Origin of the sequence: Actinacidiphila sp. bgisy167 (assembly GCF_965342175.1) — a bacterium.
Taxonomy (GTDB): Bacteria; Actinomycetota; Actinomycetes; order Streptomycetales; family Streptomycetaceae; genus Actinacidiphila.
The window spans coordinates 101,534-120,790 of the sequence record NZ_CBDRBL010000002.1 but is presented as its reverse complement, the minus strand read 5'-3'; the positions used below and the strand labels follow the sequence as shown (position 1 = coordinate 120,790).

The following is a 19,257-nucleotide window of genomic DNA, read 5'->3' as shown; positions in this document are numbered from 1 at the left end:
GTTCCGGGACCCTCAGGAGCGCACGAGCAGCTGGAACTCGAAGGCGTAGCGGGAGGCGCGGTAGATATGCGTGCCGTATTCGACGGCACGCCCCGTGTCGTCGTACGTCGTCCGGCTCATGGTGAGCAGCGCGGCCCCGGACTCCTCGGCGAGCAGCACGGCCTCCTCCTCGGTGGCGCAGCGTGCCCCGACCGACTGGCGGGCGCTGTGCAGGGTGATCCCGGCGGAACGCATCATGCGGTACAGGCCGGTGGCCTCGAGCCTGGCGTCGTCCAGGGGGAGGAGTCCGGTCGGCAGGTAGTTGCACAGGTGGGCCATCGGCTCGCCATGGGTGAGGCGCAGCCGCTGGAGGACGACGACCTCGCTGCCCTCGGCGACTCCCAGGGCGGCGGCGACCCGGGCGGAGGCCGGCTCGGTCTCGTTGCGCAGCACGCGGGTGGCGGGACTCTGCCCGGCCGCCTGGAGGTCGTCGAAGAGGCTGCTCAGCTCCAGGGGCCGCCTGACCTGGCTGTGGACCACCTGGGTGCCCACGCCGCGCCGGCGCACCAGCAGCCCCTTGTCCACCAGGGACTGGATGGCCTGCCGAACGGTCGGCCGGGACAGGCCGAGCCGTCCGGCGAGGTCGATCTCATTGCCCAGGAGGCTTCCGGGGGCGAGCCTGCCGTGCTCGATGGCGCTCTCCAGCTGCTGGGCGAGCTGGTAGTACAGCGGCACCGGGCTGGAGCGGTCCACCTCGAATTCGAGCGGCGCGGACTCTGCTTTGGACACAGGGGGAGCGTATCCGCCGGTCTCGGCCTCAGGGAACTCTGACATCAGATTGTCCGAACATGCGGTCGCCATGCCTTCTCGGATTCTCGGATTCTCGGGTTCTCGGATTCTCGGGTTCTCGGGTTCTGGGCGCACTCGTGGGTGTGCGGGGGCCGGCGCAGGTCGGCAGGACCGGCGGCCCGGTGCCGGGAGGGCCGGGTGTGCGAGTCGAGGTACAGGAAATCCCGAACGCGGCGTGACCTGGCTACTCGATGCGGTGAACGACCAGATGGCGGAGATCGGCGCGATGGTGGTGCGCGGCACGCCGCGCGACAGCCTGTACACGCTGGACACCCGGCTGGACCTCGACGGCGGGGTGGAGCCGAGGATGTCGCGACCGTCAAGGCCGGCGGCCCCGGCCAGGGCCTGCGCCCCTTCCGCGACCCCGACGCCGCTGAGGACGACGAGGAAGAGGCCTGACATCCCGGGCGTATCCGGGACGCCATGCCGTTCGTTCGCTGCTCGCTACCGGGCCCTGGGGCCGGGGGCGGGCGGGGTGCGCGGTCGCAGGCGCTCTCCCTGCGGCCCGTACATGATCAGGTACTCGACCGGGCCTTTGTGGCCGGCGTTCGCGACCCCATGGGGACTGCGGGTGTCGAACTCGGCGACGTCCCCGGCACTCAGGACGAGGTCCTGGTCGCCGAGCGCGAGCCACAGCCGCCCGTACAGGACGCACAGCCATTCCCAGCCGTCATGGGAGACCTGCCGGGGCCGCGCGGGCGGCTCCTGGACGGCGGGGAGGACGTGTTTATGGGCGTGCAGGCCCCCGACGTACCGGGTCAGCGGCAGCACCGCCTTGTCGTCGCCGAAACGCTGGAGCGCGGAGGCGCGGGGCTCGGCGGCGGGAGCGGTGCCTGCCAGCTCGTCCAGACGGACGCCGTACTCCTTCGCCAACCGCAGCACCACTTCCAGAGTGGGCTTGCGTCGGCTGGTCTCGATCCGCGACAGCGTGCTCGGGGAGATGCCGGTCGCGCAGCTGACGCCGGTGAGCGTGGAGCCGCGGAGTTCGCGTGCGGCCCGCAGGCGGGGGCCCATCGCCGCCAGCGTGTCGGCCACGTCGTCGCCTGTCACCCGCTCTGCCCCCTTCCGGACGCCGCTTCGCCTTCTGGCCTGCAAGTTTGCCAGATTGGCACAGGAAATCGCGGTCGACGGTCGCTGCGCCGCATGATCGATGCGTACCTGCGTCCGCCCGCGAACCGAGAGAAGACCCCCCATGCAGCCCAAGCCGTCCGCCGCGCTCCGCCACCGCACCGTCGAGGCCCCTGCCGGGCGCCTGCACCTGGTCGAGCAGGGCACCGGCCCGCTGGTCCTGCTCGTGCACGGCTTCCCCGAGTCCTGGTACTCCTGGCGCCGCCAGCTCCCGGCCCTCGCCGCGGCCGGCTACCGGGCGGTGGCGCTCGACGTACGCGGCTACGGCCGCTCCTCCAAGCCCGCGAGGACCGATGCCTACCGGATGCTGGACCTGGTGGAGGACAACGTCGCCCTCGTGCACGCCCTCGGCGAGGAGAACGCGGTGGTCGTCGGCCACGACTGGGGCTCCACCATCGCCGCCACCTCCGCCCTGCTCCACCCCGAGGTCTTCCGGGCCGTCGCCCTGCTGAGCGTCCCGTACGCGCCACCCGGCGGCCCCCGCCCCACCGACGTCTTCGGCCGGATCGGCGGCCCCGAGCAGGAGTTCTACGTCTCCTACTTCCAGGAGCCCGGCCGCGCCGAGACGGAGATCGAGCCTGACGTGCGGGGCTGGCTCGCGGGCTTCTACGCCGCCCTGTCCGCCGACACCATGCCCGCCCAGGGCGAGCCCGACCCGCACTTCGTCGCCCACGGCGGCCGGCTGCGTGACCGTTTTCCCGTCGGCGTCCTCCCGGCCTGGCTGGCCGAGGACGACCTCGACGTCTACGCCGGAGAGTTCGAGCGCACCGGTCTGACGGGCGCCCTCAACCGCTACCGCAACGTGGACCGCGACTGGGAGGACCTCGCCCCCTACCGCGGAGCCCCGATCACGCAGCCGTCCCTGTTCATCGGCGGCGCCCTGGATGCCTCCACCACCTGGATGTCGGACGCCATCGACGCCTTCCCCACCACCCTCCCCGGCCTGACCGCCTCCCACCTCGTAGAGGGCTGCGGCCACTGGATCCAGCAGGAACGCCCCGAGGAGACCAACCGACTTCTGACCGGCTGGCTCAACACCCTCACGGGCTGAACCGCCAGGCGCGACCGGGGCTTCTGTACACAGTCGGCCCGCGTACCCGAGCGCAGCGGCCTCGGCCGCGGGCTGCGTGATTCTCGCAAACGACCAGGTGAGAGAGTTCCAACACACCGGCGCTGCTCACGAATGCGCAGGTGGCCGTTGGCAGAACCCCTCTCAGAACCAGCGCTTCACAGGTGGCGGCGGCGGTCCGCCAGGTGCCGCTCGTAGGACTTGCGGGCCTCGACGGCCGCTTCGCGCGAGGCGGTCTCGGCGACCGGCACGTCCCACCAGGCCTGAGCGGCGGGAGCCGTCGGGGCGGGGTCGGTCTCGACGTACACGCAGGTCGGACGGTCGGAGGCGCGGGCGGCGGCCAGTGCGTCGCGCAGCTCGCGCACCGTCTCGGCCCGCAGCACGTCCATCCCGAGGCTGGCGGCGTTGGCCGCGAGGTCCACCGGGAGCGGGTCGCCGGTGAAGGAGCCGTCCGCCGCGCGGTAGCGGTAGGCGGTGCCGAAGCGCTCGGCGCCGACCTCGGCGGACAGCCCGCCGATGGAGGCGTAGCCGTGGTTCTGGATGAGGAGGAGGTTGATGTTCACACCCTCCTGGACGGCGGTGACGATCTCCGTCGGCATCATCAGATAGGTGCCGTCGCCTACGAGCGCCCAGACCGGCCGGTCGGGCGCCGCCATGCGCACACCGATGGAGGCCGGGATCTCGTAACCCATGCAGGAGTAGCCGTACTCCAGGTGGTACTGGCGCGGGGATCGGGCTCGCCACAGTTTGTGCAGGTCGCCGGGGAGGGAACCGGCGGCGTTGATCAGCACGTCGTCGTCGCCGACCACCGCGTCGAGGGCCCCGAGCACCTGCGTCTGGGTGGGGCGGTCGGCGTCGGCCGCGGCGTAGGCGGCGTCCACGACGCGCTCCCAGCGCTCCTTCCCGGCGCGGTACTCGGCCTCGTACTCCGGCGCGACGCGGTGCCCCGCCACGGCCCGGGCGAGGGCTTCGAGGCTCGCGCGGGCGTCGCCGACCAGGGTGCGGGCGCCGAGCTTGTGGGCGTCGAAGCCGGTGACGTTGAGACCCAGGAAGCGCACCCCGGGGGCGGCGAAGAGGGTGGAGGAGGCGGTGGTGAAGTCGGTGTAGCGGGTGCCCACGCCGATGACGAGGTCGGCGGTGCGTGCGATGTCGTCGGCGACGGCGGTCCCGGTGTGGCCGATTCCGCCGAGGTCGGCCGGGTGGTCGTGGCGCAGCGAGCCCTTGCCGGCCTGGGTGGAGGCGACGGGGATGCCGGTCGCCTCGACGAGTGCGCGCAGGGCCGGCTCGGCCTCGCTGTGGTGGACGCCGCCGCCCGCGATGATCAGCGGGCGCCGCGCGGCGCGCACGGCCTCGGCGGCGGCGGCGAGTTCGGCGGCCTCGGGGGCCGGGCGGCGTACGTGCCAGACGCGCTCGGCGAAGAACTCCTCGGGCCAGTCGTACGCCTCGGCCTGGACGTCCTGCGGCAGGGCGAGCGTGACGGCGCCGGTCTCGGCGGGGTCGGCGAGCACGCGCATCGCGTGCAGCGCGGACGGGATCAGGGCCTCGGGCCGGGTGACCCGGTCGAACCAGCGCGAGACCGGCCGCAGCGCGTCGTTGACGGAGACGTCGCCGTACTGGGTGTGCTCCAGCTGCTGGAGCACCGGGTCGGGCACGCGGTTGGCGAAGGAGTCGCCGGGCAGCAGGAGCACCGGCAGCCGGTTGACGGTGGCGAGCGCGGCGCCGGTGACGAGGTTGGTCGCGCCGGGGCCGATGGAGGTGGTGACGGCCTGCGCGGACAGCCGGTTGAGCTGCCGGGCGTAGCCGACGGCGGCGTGCACCATCGCCTGCTCGTTGCGGCCCTGGTGGAACGGCATCTCCTGCCGGTACTCCACCAGCGCCTGGCCGATGCCGGCGACGTTGCCGTGGCCGAAGACGCCCCAGGTGCCGGCGACCAGCCGGCGGCGGACCCCGTCGCGCTCGGTGTACTGCGCGGACAGGAACCGCACCAGCGCCTGGGCGACCGTGAGGCGGCGTACGGACTGGCTGCTCATCAGGACCTCTCGTGGGCGTCGTCGGGGGCGGAGGGGGTGTGGGAGGCGGAGGGGCCGGCGGGGGCGGAGGGGCCGGAGGGGCCGGAGGGGGCGGTGTACAGGGGCAGCCGCGGATCGACCGGCTGGTCCTGCCAGGTGGACCGGATCCAGGCGTGGTCGGGGTGGTCGCAGATCAGCCAGGCGCGCTCCCCCGGGCCGGCCATGACGTTGAGGTAGTACATGTCGTGGCCGGGGGCGGCCATCGAGGGGCCGTGCCAGCCGTCGGGGACGAGGACGACGTCGCCGTCCCGCACCTCGGTGAGCACGTCCGTGCGGCGTCCGTTGCCGGAGGGCGAGATCCGCTGGTAGCCGATGCCCTCCGTGCCGTGCGCCGGGGCGATCTCGAAGTAGTAGATCTCCTCCAGCCGCGACTCGCCCTCGCGCTCCTCGTCGTGCTTGTGCGGCGGGAAGGACGACCAGTTGCCCGCCGGGGTGAGCACCTCGACCGCGATCAGGCGGTCGCAGGCGAAGACCCCGGCGGCGCCGAAGTTGTTGACCTGGCGGCTGCAGCCGCCGGCGCCCCGCAGCTCGACGGGGACGGCGGAGGCCGGGCCGTAGCGGGCGGGCAGCCGCCGTTCGCAGCGGGCCCCGGCCAGGGCGAAGCGGCCGCCGGAGGCGGTGGTGAGGGTGACCGTCTCGTCGCGCGGCACATACGCGAAGTCGCTGACCGCCGTGAAGACGCTCTCGCGCCCGGTGAGCCGGAAGCACTCGCCTTGGGCTGCGACCTCGCATCCGCCCGAGAGCGGCAGCACGATCCACTCGCTGTCGCCGGTGGCGAACTCGTGCCGTCCGCCGGGCGGGAGTTCCAGGATCCGCAGGGAGGAGTGGTCCCAGCCGACCCGGCCGGGGTCGACGTCGACGGCGTACGGGCCGGCGGCGGCCTTCCCGGCCGCCAGGTGCTCCTCGTAGCTGGTCATGCAAGGGCCTCGCACTTCTCACGGTTCGACGGGGGTGTCGCAACGGCATGTCGCGGCGGCTTGTCGCAACGGGCTGTCACAGCAGACCGACGGCGGTGTCGACGGCGGTCTCCACGCTGCCCTCCGCCGGATAGAGCAGGCTGCGGCCGGCGACCAGGCCCTGGACCGTGGGCAGGCGCAGCGCCTTGCGCCACTTCTCGTAGACCGCGTCCTGTTCCCTGCCCGCCTCGCCCCCCAGCAGCACGGCGGGGAGGGTGGAGGTCTCCATGACGGTGGCCATGTCGTCGACGTCCTCGGTGACGGGCACCTTGAGCCAGGTGTAGGCGGAGGTTCCCGCGAGCCCCGAGGCGATGGCGATGGACGTGGTGACGGCCTCCGCGCTGAGGTCGTTGCGCACCCGCCCGGCGACGCGCCGGGATATGAAGGGCTCGACGAAGACCGGCAGCTGGTGCTCGGCCATCTCGTCGATGGCGCGGGCGGTGGCGACCATGGTGCTCAGCGAACCGCTGTCGTCGTAGCTGATGCGCAGCAGCAGCTTGCCCGCGTCGAAGCCGAGCCGGGCTATGTCCTGGGCGCGGTGGCCTGTGAAGCGGTCGTCGAGCTCGAAGGAGGCGCCGGCCAGGCCGCCGCGGTTCATCGACCCCATGACGACCTTTCCCTCCAGCGCGCCGAGCAGCAGCAGGTCCTCCAGGATGTCCGCGGTGCCGAGGACCCCGTCCACCCCGGGGCGGGCGAGCGCCGTGCACAGCCGCTCCAGCAGGTCGACGCGGTTGGCCATCGCGAACTCGCGGTCCCCCACGGCGAAGGCGCCGCGCGCGGGATGGTCCGCGGCGAGGATCATCAGCCGGCCGCCGTCGCCGACGAGCGGGCGGCGGGCGCGGCGGGCGGCGGCCTCGGCGATCGCCTCGGGGTGGTGGGTCCGCACGTTCACCAGGTCGGAGATGCTGATGCTCATCAGGAGCTCGCTTTCGGGCAGAGGACGGGCCGTCAGCCGCGGCCGAGGAGGTCCTGGACCTCCGCCGCGGTGGGCATCGCGGAGGAGCAGGCCAGCCGGGAGGCCACGAGCGCGCCCGCCGCGTTGGCGTGGCGCATGATCCGCTCCAGGTCCCAGCCGGCGAGCAGGCCGTGGCACAGCGAGCCGCCGAAGGCGTCGCCCGCGCCGAGCCCGTTGACCACCTCGACGGGCACCGGCGGCACTTCGGCGGTGCTGCCGTCGCGGTGGACGGCCAGGACGCCCTTCGGGCCCTGCTTGACGACGGCGAGTTCGACGCCGGCGTCGAGCAGTGCCTGGGCGGCGGCCCGCGGCTGCCGTACCCCGGTGGCGACCTCGCACTCGTCGAGGTTCCCGACAGCGACGGTGGCCGACGACAGGGCCCGCGCGTAGTGGGGCCGGGCCTCCTCGGGGTCGTTCCAGAACATGGGGCGCCAGTCGAGGTCGAAGACCGTGGTGCCGCGCCATCCCCGGGCCTCGAGGGCGGCGAGGGTGGCGGTGCGGCTGGGCTCCGCGCACAGCCCGGTCCCCGTCGTCCAGAAGACCCGGGCGGCCCGCACGGCGTCGAGGTCCAGTTCGCCGGCGTGGATCTCGAGGTCGGGGGCCTTGGGGAGCCGGTAGAAGTAGAGCGGGAAGTCGTCCGGCGGGAAGATCTCGCAGAAGGTGACCGGCGTCGGGTACGCGGCCACCGTGCCGACGTAGCGGTCGTCGACCCCGAACTCCCCCAGCGCCTGGCGGCAGTAGGCGCCGAAGGGGTCGTCGCCGGTTCGGGTGATGACGGCGGTGGTACGGCCGAGGCGCGCCGCGGCGACCGCGACGTTGGTGGCCGAGCCGCCGAGGAACTTGCCGAACGTCTCGACCTGGGGCAGCGGGACTCCGGTCTGCAGCGGGTAGAGGTCCACGCCGATCCGGCCCATGGTGATCAGGTCGTACGGCTCGGTCATGGGTGTGACTCCTCGTCGCGTGTCACCGGGGCCCCGCTCTGCGGCCCTGTCAGGTCTAGCCCTCCCGGTCGCGGGATGTCAACGCTATGTCCTTACATACGAACCAACGGTCCGTCAGGCAGGGCCGGCGTCGGAGCGGACGCCCCCTCTGCCGTCATGTCCATATGCATTGATGTCTTGACAAAACCTTGACAGGGGACCCCGCGAGGGGTTTGCTCCCGTGCAGCACCGGCCATGTGAACACGTCCGTCCCCTTCTCCCTCCCACCGCAATGAGGTGTTGGAACGTGGAACGCATTCGCATAAACCGTCGGACCCTTGCCGTCGCCGCCCTCTCCACCGCGGCGCTCCTCCTCACAGCCGGCTGTTCCAGCAGCTCAGGCGGGAAGAAGTCCGAGGAGTCGGCGGACGCCCCCGCCGCGGGAAAGGCCGGAACCCCCCGGATCAAGATCGCGATGGTCACCCACGCCGCCCCCGGCGACACCTTCTGGGACCTGATCCGCAAGGGCGCGCAGGCCGCCGCCGCCAAGGACAACGTGGAGCTGGTCTACTCCAACGACCCCAACGCCGCGACCCAGGCCAACCTGATCCAGAACGCGATCGACCAGAAGGTCGACGGCATAGCCGTCACCCTTGCCAAGCCCGACGCCATGAAGGACGTCGTCGCCAAGGCCGAGGCCGCGGGCATCCCGGTGGTCGGGTTCAACGCGGGCCTGGACGACTGGAAGGAGCAGGGGCTGCTGCAGTACTTCGGCCAGGACGAGAGCGTCGCCGGTGAGGCGCTGGGCGAGAAGCTCAACGACCTGGGCGCCCGGCACAACCTGTGCGTGATCCACGAACAGGGCCATGTCGCCCTGGAGGCCCGCTGCGCCGGCGTGAAGAAGACGTTCAAGGGGAAGACCGAGAACCTCTACGTCAACGGCACGGACATGCCGTCGGTGAAGTCCACGATCACGGCCAAGCTGAAGCAGGACGACGGCATCGACTATGTCGTCACCCTGGGCGCGCCCTTCGCCCTGACCGCCGTGCAGTCGGTGGCGGACGCCGGCAGCAAGGCGAAGGTCGGCACATTCGACCTCAACAAGGACCTGGTCAAGGCCGTCCAGGACGGCGGGGTGCAGTTCGCCGTCGACCAGCAGCCCTATCTGCAGGGCTATCTGGCCGTCGACTCCCTGTGGCTCTACAGGACCAACGGCAACGTCAGCGGCGGCGGTGTGGCGCCGGTGCTGACCGGCCCGGCCTTCGTCGACAAGGACAACGTCGCGTCCGTCGCCGCGTTCGCCGCGAAGGGCACCCGGTGATCCCTGTGCCGCGGACCGCCGCCCCAGCGCAGTCCCCGCCACCGCCCGCGGCCCCGGCCCCCTCGGCGGACGGCCGCGCCGCCGCACGCCCGCTGCTGCGCCGGGCACTGGCCCGCCCGGAGACCGGCGCGCTGATCGCCGCCGTCGCGGTCTACCTCTTCTTCTTCGCGGTGGCGCCGTCCTTCCGCGAGGCGGGCTCGCTGGCGACCGTGCTCTACCAGGCGTCGGTCATGGGCATCATGGCGCTGCCCGTGGCGCTGCTGATGATCGGCGGCGAGTTCGACCTCTCGGCCGGCGTCGCGGTCACCGCGTCCGCCCTGACCGCGAGCATGTTCAGCTTCCAGCTGAGCATGAACGTGTGGACCGGCGTGGCCGTCGCCCTGGTGGTGTCCCTGGGCGTCGGGACGCTCAACGGCTACCTGCTGGTGAGGACGGGGCTGCCCAGCTTCCTCATCACCCTGGCCACCTTCCTGATGCTGCAGGGACTCAATCTGGCGGTCACCAAGGTCTTCACCGGCAACGTCGCCACCGACTCCATCAGCGACATGGACGGCTTCGCCCAGGCGCGCGCGGTGTTCGCCTCGGAGATCGGCATCGGCGGGGTCCGGCTCAAGGTGACGGTGCTGTGGTGGCTCGGCTTCGCCGCGCTCGCCACCTGGGTCCTGCTGCGCACCAGGTTCGGCAACTGGATCTTCGCGGTCGGCGGCGACAAGGACAGCGCGCGAGCCGTCGGCGTACCGGTGGCCTTCACCAAGATCGCGCTGTTCACGGCCGTGGGCTTCGGCGCCTGGTTCACCGGCATGCACCTGCTGTTCTCGTTCCGCGCGGTGCAGTCCGGCGAAGGCGTCGGCAACGAGTTCCTGTACATCATCGCGGCGGTCATCGGCGGCTGCCTGCTCACCGGCGGCCACGGGTCCGCGATCGGGGCCGTGGTCGGCGCCTTCATCTTCGGGATGGTCTCGCAGGGCATCGTCTACGCCAACTGGAACCCTGACTGGTTCACGTTCTTCCTCGGCGTGATGCTCCTGATCGCCACCCTCGTCAATCTGTGGGTCCGCCGCACGGCGACCCGGAGGTGAGCCCGATGACCACCGCCAGCACCGCACCGGGCGGCGCCGCCCCCGCCCCCGCGCCCCTCGTCGACCTGGTCGGGGTGGGCAAGAGCTACGGCAACGTCCGCGCCCTGCACGGGGTCGAGCTGTCCGTCCGGCCGGGGCAGGTCACCTGCGTCCTCGGCGACAACGGCGCCGGCAAGTCCACCCTGATCAAGATCGTCTCCGGGCTGCACCAGCACACCGAGGGCGAGTTCCGCATCGACGGCGCACCTGTACGACTCAGCAGCCCGCGGGAGGCCCTGGACCGCGGCATCGCCGCCGTCTACCAGGATCTGGCGACCGTGCCCCTGATGCCCGTCTGGCGCAACTTCTTCCTCGGCTCCGAACTGACCCGCGGCCCCTGGCCCGTACGCCGCCTCGACATCGCCCGGATGAAAGAGACCGCGGACGGGGAACTGCGGGCGATGGGCATCGTCCTGGACGACCTGGAACAGCCCATCGGCACCCTCTCCGGCGGCCAGCGGCAGTCCGTGGCCATCGCCCGCGCCGTCCACTTCGGCGCGCGGGTGCTCGTCCTGGACGAGCCGACGGCGGCGCTGGGCGTCAAGCAGTCGGGGGTGGTCCTGAAGTACATCGCGGCCGCACGCGACAGGGGGCTGGGCGTCGTCCTCATCACCCACAACCCGCACCACGCGTTCCTGGTGGGCGACCACTTCTGCGTGCTGCGGCTGGGCACGCCGGAACTGAGCGCGGGCCGCGGGGACGTCACCTTGGAGGAGCTCACCCACCACATGGCCGGCGGCGCCGAACTGGCCGCGCTCAGGCACGAACTGAGCCAGGTCGGCGGTGTGGCCCCGGAGGAACCGCCCGAACCGGGGCTGCCCGAACGCGAGGAAGCGGGCGGGGGCCGCCCCGCCCCGTGACAGCCGCGGCGGCCTCCTCAGAGCTGACATGACGTCCGTATGTCAGGACCAACTCTTGACGGCTGCCCGGCCGGACGGCGAAGCTTCCAGCGGGACAACGGAGCTCCGCGGGCATCCGTACCACCGCCCTGCCGGGGCGCCCTGCCGAACCACGACCGGTCCCGCGGCGACCGGTGAGAGGAGCCCTCCTCATGACTGCCCCCTCCCCCGTTCTGGACCGGATCCGGATCGGCTCCGCGCCCGACTCGTGGGGCGTCTGGTTCCCCGACGACCCGCGGCAGGTGCCCTGGCAGCGCTTCCTCGACGAGGTCTGCGAGTCCGGCTACGAGTGGATCGAGCTCGGCCCGTACGGCTACCTGCCGACCGACCCCGCCCGGCTCACCGAGGAGACCGCGCGCCGGGGGCTGAAGGTCTCCGCGGGCACGGTCTTCACCTCCCTGCACCGCGGCCCGTCGGTGTGGGACGCCACCTGGGAGCACGTCGGCCAGGTCGCCGCGCTCGCCCAGGCCATGGACGCCCGGCATCTGGTGGTCATCCCCTCCTTCTGGCGCGACGACAAGACCGCCGAGGTCATCGAGCCGCGCGAGCTCACCGCCGAGCAGTGGGGACACCTCGCCACCGGCATGGAGCGGCTGGGCCGCCAGGTCCGCGACACCTACGGCCTGGACATCGTGGTCCACCCGCACGCCGACACGCACATCGACACCGAGGAGCACGTCGAGCGCTTCCTCGACGCCACCGACCCGGGCCTGGTGAGCCTCTGCCTGGACACCGGCCACTACGCCTACTGCGGCGGCGACAGCGTCAAGCTCATCGAGACCTACGGCGAGCGGATCGGCTATCTGCACCTGAAGCAGGTCGACCCGGAGATCCTCGCCGACGTCGTGAAGAACCAGATCCCCTTCGGCCCGGCCGTGCAGCGCGGGGTCATGTGCGAGCCCCCGGGCGGGGTACCCGCCCTGGAGCCGGTGCTGGCCGCGGCGCAGGGCCTGGGCGTCGACCTGTTCGCCATCGTCGAGCAGGACATGTACCCCTGCGAGCCGGAGCGGCCGCTGCCCATCGCGCAGCGCACCCGGAAGTTCCTGCGCTCCTGCGGTGCCTGACGCACCGCCCACGAAAGGGAAGACACGCATCATGACGCAGCACGGACCGCTCGGGGTCGCCGTCATCGGTACCGGCAAGATGGGCGCCGACCACGTACGCCGCATCAACGACGTCGTGAGCGGCGCCCGGGTGACCGCCGTCGTCGACGTCGACGCCGAGCGCGTGAAGGCGGTCGCCGACGGCATCGAGGGCTGCACCGCCTACACCGACCCCGCGGCGGCGATGGCCGCTGCCGATGTGGAGGCCGTCCTCATCGCCTCGCCCGGCCCCGCCCACGAGGCGGCGCTGCTCACGGCCTTCGCGCACGACCTGCCGGTGCTGTGCGAGAAGCCGCTCACACCGGATGCCGCCTCGGCGCTGCGGGTGATGGAGGCCGAGCAGAGGCTGGGGCACCGGCGGGTGCAGGTCGGCTTCATGCGGCGCTACGACGCGGAGTACACGAAGCTCAAGGCCCTGCTCGACAGCGGTGAACTGGGCCGCCCGCTGATGCTGCACAACCGGCACCGCAACGCGAGCATCCCGCCCGGCTTCACCAACGCCAACCTCGTCAACGACTCGCTCGTCCACGAGATGGACGTGACCCGCTGGCTGCTGGGGCAGGAGATCACCGCCGTCACCGTGCTGCGCCCGCGCCCGTCCTCCCACGCGCCGCAGGGCCTGGACGACCCGCAGTTCGTGGTCTTCGAGACCGACGGCGGGGCGGTCGTCGACGTCGAGGTCTACCTCAACTGCGGCTTCGGCTACCAGGTGCAGGCCGAGGCGGTCTGCGAACGCGGCAGCGCCCGCATCGGCGACGCGCACGACCTGCTGGTCAACACCGCGGGCCGCTGGGGCGGCAGGATCGCCCAGGACTTCGTGGAGCGCTTCGCCGACGCCTACGACCGCGAGGTCCAGGCGTGGGTCGACGCCACCCGGCGCGGTGAGGTCACCGGCCCCAGCGTCTGGGACGGCTACGCCGCCGCCGCGGTCTGCGAGGCCGGTGTCCGCTCGCAGAGCACGGGCGGGCGCGTCGAGGTCGAACTGGCCGACCGCCCCGCGTTCTACCGCTGAGGCGCCTTCCTCGACCTCCTGGATCCGGCGCGGGGTGGGAGGTCACTCCCTGGCCCCCGCCCGCGCCTCCCGCGCCTCCCGCGGACCCGTGGACCCGTGGACCCGCGAGTGCGCGATCGATGAGACGAGCGGGACCCGTGGACCGCGAGACCTGCGAGACCTGCGAGACCTGCGAGACCGTCAGAAAGGACCCGCACCACCATGCGCGTCGTCCTGTTCGGCGTGGGGCGCCTCGGCTCCTTCCACGCGGCCACCCTCCATGACCACCCCGAGGTCTCGGAACTCGTCCTCGCCGACGCCGACGCCCGGCGGGCCGCCGGGGCCGCCGCACGACTGGGCCCCGGTGTGCGGGCGGCGTCCTCGGTCGAGGCGGCGTTCGCCGAAGGCGCGGACGCGGTGGTCATCGCCTCCGCGACCTCCTCGCACGCGGAGCTGATCTCCCGCGCGGTGCGGGCCGGGCTCCCGGTGTACTGCGAGAAACCGGTCGCCCTCGACCTGGAGTCGACGGTCACCGCACTGCGCGAGGTGGAGGAGGCCGGCACCGTCCTGCAGATGGGCTTCCAGCGCCGCTTCGACCCCGGCTACCGGGCCGCCCGGGAAGCAGTCCGGGCCGGCCGACTGGGACGGCTGCACACCGTGCGGGCGCTGACCTCCGACATGGCGCCCCCGCCGCCGGAGTTCGTGCCGCTGTCCGGCGGGATCTATCGGGACTGCCTGATCCACGACTTCGACGCGGTGCGGTGGGTGACCGGACGCGAGGTCGTCGAGGTGTACGCCACGGGCACCGCGGGCGGCGCGGACTTCTTCCGCGCGGCGGGCGACGTGGACACCGCGGCGGCCCTCCTCACCCTCGACGACGGCACCCTCGCGACCGCCACCTCCACGCGCTACAACGGGGCCGGGTACGACATCCGCATGGAACTCGCCGGGACACTGGACCAGATCGCGGTCGGCGTCGGCCCCCGGACGCCGGTCACCTCCGTGGAACCGGGCGCGGCGCCGGGCGTGCCGGATCCGTGGACCGGCTTCGTGGACCGTTTCGGGGACGCCTACCGGGCGGAGATCGACGCCTTCCTGCGGGTGGTGACGGGCCGATCGGGCAATCCCTGCGACGGGCGGGAGGCGCTCGCCGCGCTGCTCGTGGCGGAGGCGTGCGAGGTCTCGCGCCGGGAGCGGCGCCCGGTCGCGATCGCCGAACCGGCCGAGGTCGCGGAGCGCCTCCGGGGGCGCGCGGGACGGTCATAGGGCCGCGTCCGGGACGGTGTCGGGCACGGTGTCCGTGACCGTGTCCGCGGCGGCGTCCGGGGCTGTCTGCGGGGTGACCGCACGGGACGTCGCCGGCATGTCACCCCGGCGGTCCGCTCCGGGTGGCGTGATCGCCTCCGGGGGTGCTTCCTGGATGCGTTCTGCCCCACCGGCCGAAGCCCGTGGGTTCCCTGCCGGGAGGCCGGATGGCGACGAGGATCCAGGCGCTGCGCACCCCCCGCGCGGCGGGACTGGTGGGGATCGCCTTCGCGGTGCTGATCGGCGCCGCCATCGTCCTGGTACGGGTCTCCATCCCCAGCGGTGAGGGCGCGCTGACCGCATCGCCCCTCAGCCACTCCGCGCGCGGCGGGGTGCGGACGGCGCTGGCCCTGATCCCCTTCGCGGGCGTCTTCTTCCTCTGGTTCATGGGCGCGGTGCGCGCGCACATGGGCGAGGGAGAGGACAAGTTCCTCTCGACGGTGTTCCTGGGCAGCGGCCTGGTGTTCGTCGCGACGCTCTTCGGCGCCGCCGCCGCGGCCGGCAGCCTGCTGGCCACCACGCAGATGGCCGCGCCCGGTGCGCCGCGGGCCGAGCTGTCGTACTTCGGACAGCACCTCACCTACAGCCTGCTGACGACGTTCTCGATGCGGATGGCCGCGGTGTTCGTGCTGTCGGCCTCCACCATCTCGCTCCGGCTCGGCTCGTTCCCGCGCTGGCTGGTGCTGCTGGGGTACCTCGTGGGCGTCGCCTTGCTGTTCGTGGTGCCGGGCGTGCCGCTGGCCGAGCTCGTCTTCCCCCTGTGGGCGCTGATCGTCAGCCTCCACGTCGTGGTCGCGAGCTTCCGTTCCCGGCCGCCGCGGCCGCGGGCCGTCTGAGTGGTGCCGTCGGTCCGAGCGGATGCCGTCAGGACGACGTGCGGCGCAGCAGCAGCGTGACGAAGCCGAGCACGCCGCGGTAGCCGCGCAGCCACTCGGCGCGGTGGACGGCGGCTGCCTCGAGGGCGGCCGCGCTGTCGGGGTCGCCGGGGTGGTCCAGGGCCCATTCGGCGAGGGAGCCCGTCCAGGACCACTCGTAGTCGTCCCACTCGCGCAGGGAGCTGACGTGGGCGAGGACGGGCGTCCAGCCGGCCTCGGCGATCCTTGTCCAGGGTGCTCGGCAGGTCCGCGTACTCCCCCATCTCCTGCACGAGGTCGGGGGCCGGTTCGCGCTCCCAGAATCCGTCGCCCACGAGGAGCATGCCGCCGGGGGCGAGGTGCGCGCGGGCCGCGGCGAGCGTCGGCATGAGGCCGCCGAAGGCGTGCGCGGCGCCGACGCTGAGGACGACGTCGAACGGCTGCGGGGAGGCGAAGTCCGCCGCGTCCCGCTCATGGAGCGTCAGCCGGTCGCCGACGCCGAGCGCGGCGGCCTCGCGAGCCGCCTTCGCCAGGGCGTCGGCGTCCAGGTCGACGCCCTCCGCGGTGACACCAGGCCGACCGGCGAGGGCCCGCAGGAGCCAGGCGCCCTCTCCGCACCCGAGGTCGAGGACGCGCTCGTCGCCGCGGCGGAGCGCCCGGTCGAGGAGGCGGCGCACCGCAGCGTCGTCGAGCGGGGCGGCGATGGGGTGGTGGGTGTGCGCGATGCGGGAGACACGGCGTCGTTCCATCCGAGAAGCCTGTCAGGGCGGGGGCCGGCACCGCATCCGGTTAGAGGTCGCGCATGCGGGGCCCGCGCCGGTGCCGGCCGGTCCCCACGAGGTGGTCGATGCACAGGGGCCGACCGCGGAGGGTGCGGGGGCGGCGGTCAGGCGTCGGGGTCGACGTCCGGATGCGTGAACCGCACGGGCTTGCCCAACGACCGGGCGTAGGCGATCTCGGCCCGGGTGCTGTCCCCGATGTAGTCGCCGACGACGAGCACGTCGTCGGCGAGCCGGATCTTCGCCCGGTGCAGATCGTCGAGCCGCGCCTTCAGCGCCTCGGCCTCGACGGGATCGGACCAGAGCGCGTGCGGCGACTTCATGTCGCAGCCCGGCTTGACGACGATCCTTCCGGCTGCCGTCTCCCGCAGATCGGCCTCGGCCATGTCGCTCATGAAGCGGGTGGAGCCGCAGATCACGACGATCCCCGGCAGGCCCAGCCGCTTCTTCGCGTCGGCGAGTTCCTGCTCGGGGGTGAGCGGTCGAGGGTATGACACGGGTTCCTCCCGGTGGTTGCGGCCGTACCCGCACGACCGTCTCACGCTCCGGCCCCAGGCCGGGAGGCGCGTCCTCGCGCTGATCGCCGCGCCCCGGCTCGACGACGCCACCGGACCGGCCGTCACCTGCGGTCACTGATCGCCTGAGGTCACTGATCGCCTGCGATCACCGACCTCACGGAACGGAGGATGAGACTCCCGGCGCGCCGCGCCCGGCGGGTGTGAAGCGTACGGGGAGCCGGCGCACACCGCGGATCAGCATTCCGGGGAGCCAGTCCAGCCCCGCCGGATCGGCGTCGAGAGCGAGGTCGGGGCAGCGCTCCAGCAGAGCGCGGACGGCGATGCGGCCTTCGAGCCGGGCCAGCGGCGCGCCGAGGCAGTAGTGCAGGCCGTGCCCGAAGGCCAGGTGGCCGCGGGTGTCCCGGCGGATGTCGAAGCGGTCCGGCTCGCTGAAGCGGCCCGGGTCGCGCGACGCGGAGGCCAGGGCGACGAGGACGGGGGCGTGGGCCGGGATGACGGTGCCCGCGATCTCGACCGGCTCCGTCGTGAAGCGGAAGGTGGCGGTCTCGACCGGGCCGTCGTAGCGGAGCATCTCCTCCACGGCGCCGTCGATGAGGCTCATGTCGGCTCGCAGGAGCGCCAGTTGCTCCGGGTGGGAGAGCAGTGCCCGGACGCCGCCCGAGATCAGGTTGACCGTGGTCTCGTGTCCGGCGATCAGCAGCAGGAAGGCCATCCCGCTCAGTTCGGTGCGCGAGAGCCGGTCGCCGTCCTCGGTCGTGGTGCGGATGAGGGCGCTCATCAGGTCGTCGCCGGGCGCGCGGCGCTTGTCCTCGATCAGCTCGTGGAGGTAGACGGCGAGTTCCTCGAAAGCCTTGCGCTCGGCGTCGGCGCCGGTCGGTGCGACGACCTCGTTCGACCAGGCGCGGAAGGCGGCCCGATCCAGGTAGGGCACACCGAGCAACTCGCAGATGACCGTGATGGGCAGCGGGTAGGCGAGGGCCTCGACGAGGTCGGCCGCGCCGTCCGGGCGGGCCAGCATCGCGTCGAGCAGGCCCGCGGTGATCGCCTCCACGCGCGGTGCCAGCTCCTCGACCCGGCGGCCGGTGAACTCCCGGGCCACCAGCCTGCGCAGACGGGTGTGCTCCGGGGGGTCGGTGACGAGCATGTGGCGGCCGAGGAGTTCCTCGTCATAGGTGACCAGGCCGAGCGCTCGGGCGTCCTTGGCGAACCGGTTGTCGGCGAGCACGGCCCGCGCCTGCTCGTGGCCGACGATCAGCCACAGCTCCCCTGTGTCGGCGGTGCGCACATGGTGCACGGGCCCCTGCTCGCGGAGTCTGGCGTAGACGGGATAGGGATCGGCGGTGAACTCCTTGCCGTATTCCGTGAGATCGACCGTTTCCATGGCCCGCACGGTAGCCGGGGGCCCGTCCCGGCACATCCCCCTGCGGGACGAGATGCCCCGGGAGGTCTCGCCCGCAGCGGTTCAGCCGATCGTGGCGGCACGCCAGGTCTCGTCGTCCGCCTCGAGCAGCGAGGCGAGGACGGCGGGCTCGGGGAGCGGCCCGTGGTCGGCGGCCACGCGCAGTGCCGAGGCGGCGGTCAGGTGGCCCAGCCGCAGGGCGCGCTCCACGGGAAGGGAGCGCAGCAGGCCGCTGAGGAAGCCCGCGGCGAAGGCGTCCCCGGCGCCGACCGGTTCGACCACGCGGACGGTGAGCGCGGGCACGCTGTGGGCGTCGTTCCCGGTGAAGGCCGTCGCGGCCCGGGAGCCGTCCTTGACGACCAGGACGCCGGGGCCGGGCAGCAGCTCACGGACCGAGCGGGCGTCGGTGATCCGCTCGCCCCACAGTGCCTGGGCCTCGTCGAGGCCCACGAGGACGATGTCGGCGCGGTCGGCGAGCGGTCGCAGGACGTCGGCGGCGGAGCGGCCGGTCCACAGCGCGGGGCGGTGGTTGACGTCGAAGCTGACGGGCCAGGGGCGGTCGGGGCGCAGCGCTTGTTCGACGAGGGCGTGGCAGCCGGGCGACAGGGCGGGCGTGATGCCGCTGAGGTGGACGAGCGCGGCCCCGGTCAGGGCCGGGTCGTCGAGCACGTCCGCGGTGAGGGCGGAGGCCGCGGACCCCGCGCGGTGGTAGTGGACGCGGGTGCCGTCCTCACCGGGGTCCTTCAGCAGGAGCCCGGTGGGCCGCGCGGGGTCGGTGCGCACCCCGGTGACGTCGACGCCGCCCGCGGCGATCCGCGCGCGGACGCGCCGGCCGAAGGGGTCGTCGCCGACCGCGGAGACCCAGCGGGCGGGGATGCCGTGGTCGGCGAGGAACAGCGCGACGTTGGACTCGGCGCCCGCGATGTCGACGCGCAGCAGATCCGCGTCGTCCAGCGGCCCGAGCGGGGTGGGCGCGAGGGCGGCCATGGTCTCGCCGACGCAGACCACGGGTCCGTGGCGCAGCGGCCGGGGGGTGCTCATCGTG

The 19,257-nt window shown here is 72.9% G+C and carries 17 protein-coding genes and 1 pseudogene; 8 read left to right on the top strand and 10 right to left on the bottom strand.

Going from position 1 to position 19,257, the window contains the following annotated elements; all coding sequences use genetic code 11:
• Nucleotides 1-12: 12 nt before the first annotated feature.
• Together ACRWND_RS01595 and ACRWND_RS01590 are read right to left on the bottom strand one after the other, a co-directional pair.
• Nucleotides 13-813, bottom strand: a complete 801-nt coding sequence (locus ACRWND_RS01595; protein WP_431944999.1) for a GntR family transcriptional regulator — start codon at nucleotides 811-813, stop codon at nucleotides 13-15.
• Between the two features lie 459 nt (nucleotides 814-1,272).
• Nucleotides 1,273-1,878 carry a helix-turn-helix domain-containing protein gene (locus ACRWND_RS01590; protein WP_431944997.1) on the bottom strand — a complete coding sequence of 202 codons (606 nt, stop codon included), beginning with the start codon at nucleotides 1,876-1,878 and terminating at the stop codon, nucleotides 1,273-1,275.
• A gap of 142 nt (nucleotides 1,879-2,020) precedes the next feature.
• On the opposite strand from ACRWND_RS01590, the gene ACRWND_RS01585 reads away from it, so the two are divergent.
• Nucleotides 2,021-3,007: an alpha/beta fold hydrolase gene (locus tag ACRWND_RS01585; RefSeq protein WP_431944995.1), complete on the top strand. Its 987-nt coding sequence runs from the start codon at nucleotides 2,021-2,023 to the stop codon at nucleotides 3,005-3,007.
• Nucleotides 3,008-3,183: 176 nt separating this feature from the next.
• Here the strand turns inward: ACRWND_RS01585 and iolD are convergent, their stop codons facing one another.
• From iolD to iolC, 4 genes are all read right to left on the bottom strand, one after another.
• Nucleotides 3,184-5,055, bottom strand: a complete 1,872-nt coding sequence (iolD, locus tag ACRWND_RS01580) for a 3D-(3,5/4)-trihydroxycyclohexane-1,2-dione acylhydrolase (decyclizing) (protein ID WP_431944993.1) — start codon at nucleotides 5,053-5,055, stop codon at nucleotides 3,184-3,186.
• Nucleotides 5,055-6,011 carry a 5-deoxy-glucuronate isomerase gene (gene iolB / locus ACRWND_RS01575; protein ID WP_431944991.1) on the bottom strand — a complete coding sequence of 319 codons (957 nt, stop codon included), beginning with the start codon at nucleotides 6,009-6,011 and terminating at the stop codon, nucleotides 5,055-5,057. Before iolB ends, iolD begins: the two co-directional genes overlap by 1 nt.
• Nucleotides 6,012-6,087: 76 nt before the next feature.
• Nucleotides 6,088-6,966 carry a Cgl0159 family (beta/alpha)8-fold protein gene (locus tag ACRWND_RS01570; protein ID WP_431944989.1) on the bottom strand — a complete coding sequence of 293 codons (879 nt, stop codon included), beginning with the start codon at nucleotides 6,964-6,966 and terminating at the stop codon, nucleotides 6,088-6,090.
• 32 nt (nucleotides 6,967-6,998) lie between these two features.
• A complete protein-coding gene (gene iolC / locus ACRWND_RS01565) occupies nucleotides 6,999-7,946 on the bottom strand; it encodes a 5-dehydro-2-deoxygluconokinase (protein WP_431944987.1) in 948 nt (315 codons plus the stop codon).
• 295 nt (nucleotides 7,947-8,241) lie between these two features.
• Between iolC and ACRWND_RS01560 the strand changes: the two genes are divergently transcribed.
• The 7 genes from ACRWND_RS01560 to ACRWND_RS01530 all read left to right on the top strand — a co-directional run bounded on the left by ACRWND_RS01560 (nucleotide 8,242) and on the right by ACRWND_RS01530 (nucleotide 15,498).
• Nucleotides 8,242-9,246, top strand: coding sequence for a sugar ABC transporter substrate-binding protein (locus ACRWND_RS01560; protein WP_431945085.1), 1,005 nt, complete (start codon nucleotides 8,242-8,244; stop codon nucleotides 9,244-9,246).
• The gene (locus tag ACRWND_RS01555) at nucleotides 9,246-10,325 is read left to right on the top strand and encodes an ABC transporter permease (RefSeq protein ID WP_431945083.1); all 1,080 of its coding nucleotides are present in this window, start codon (nucleotides 9,246-9,248) and stop codon (nucleotides 10,323-10,325) included. Before ACRWND_RS01560 ends, ACRWND_RS01555 begins: the two co-directional genes overlap by 1 nt.
• A 5-nt stretch (nucleotides 10,326-10,330) precedes the next feature.
• Entirely contained in the window at nucleotides 10,331-11,224 is an 894-nt protein-coding gene (locus tag ACRWND_RS01550; protein WP_431944985.1) for an ATP-binding cassette domain-containing protein, read from the top strand.
• Between the two features lie 191 nt (nucleotides 11,225-11,415).
• A complete protein-coding gene (locus ACRWND_RS01545) occupies nucleotides 11,416-12,327 on the top strand; it encodes a sugar phosphate isomerase/epimerase family protein (RefSeq protein WP_431944983.1) in 912 nt (303 codons plus the stop codon).
• Nucleotides 12,328-12,358: 31 nt separating this feature from the next.
• Nucleotides 12,359-13,378, top strand: coding sequence for a Gfo/Idh/MocA family protein (locus tag ACRWND_RS01540; protein WP_431944981.1), 1,020 nt, complete (start codon nucleotides 12,359-12,361; stop codon nucleotides 13,376-13,378).
• Between the two features lie 201 nt (nucleotides 13,379-13,579).
• Nucleotides 13,580-14,623: a Gfo/Idh/MocA family protein gene (locus ACRWND_RS01535; protein WP_431944979.1), complete on the top strand. Its 1,044-nt coding sequence runs from the start codon at nucleotides 13,580-13,582 to the stop codon at nucleotides 14,621-14,623.
• A gap of 206 nt (nucleotides 14,624-14,829) precedes the next feature.
• Complete coding sequence (locus ACRWND_RS01530; protein WP_431944977.1) at nucleotides 14,830-15,498, top strand: hypothetical protein; 669 nt, start codon at nucleotides 14,830-14,832, stop codon at nucleotides 15,496-15,498.
• A gap of 28 nt (nucleotides 15,499-15,526) precedes the next feature.
• Here ACRWND_RS01530 and ACRWND_RS01525 read toward each other — a convergent pair.
• The 4 genes and pseudogenes from ACRWND_RS01525 to ACRWND_RS01510 form a co-directional block, all read right to left on the bottom strand.
• Nucleotides 15,527-16,265, bottom strand: a pseudogene (locus tag ACRWND_RS01525) (SAM-dependent methyltransferase).
• A gap of 137 nt (nucleotides 16,266-16,402) precedes the next feature.
• The gene (locus ACRWND_RS01520; RefSeq protein ID WP_431944976.1) at nucleotides 16,403-16,792 is read right to left on the bottom strand and encodes a hypothetical protein; all 390 of its coding nucleotides are present in this window, start codon (nucleotides 16,790-16,792) and stop codon (nucleotides 16,403-16,405) included.
• A gap of 175 nt (nucleotides 16,793-16,967) precedes the next feature.
• The gene (locus ACRWND_RS01515; RefSeq protein WP_431944974.1) at nucleotides 16,968-18,194 is read right to left on the bottom strand and encodes a cytochrome P450 family protein; all 1,227 of its coding nucleotides are present in this window, start codon (nucleotides 18,192-18,194) and stop codon (nucleotides 16,968-16,970) included.
• An 81-nt stretch (nucleotides 18,195-18,275) separates the two neighbouring features.
• Nucleotides 18,276-19,253: a sugar kinase gene (locus ACRWND_RS01510; RefSeq protein WP_431944972.1), complete on the bottom strand. Its 978-nt coding sequence runs from the start codon at nucleotides 19,251-19,253 to the stop codon at nucleotides 18,276-18,278.
• Nucleotides 19,254-19,257 lie beyond the last annotated feature (4 nt).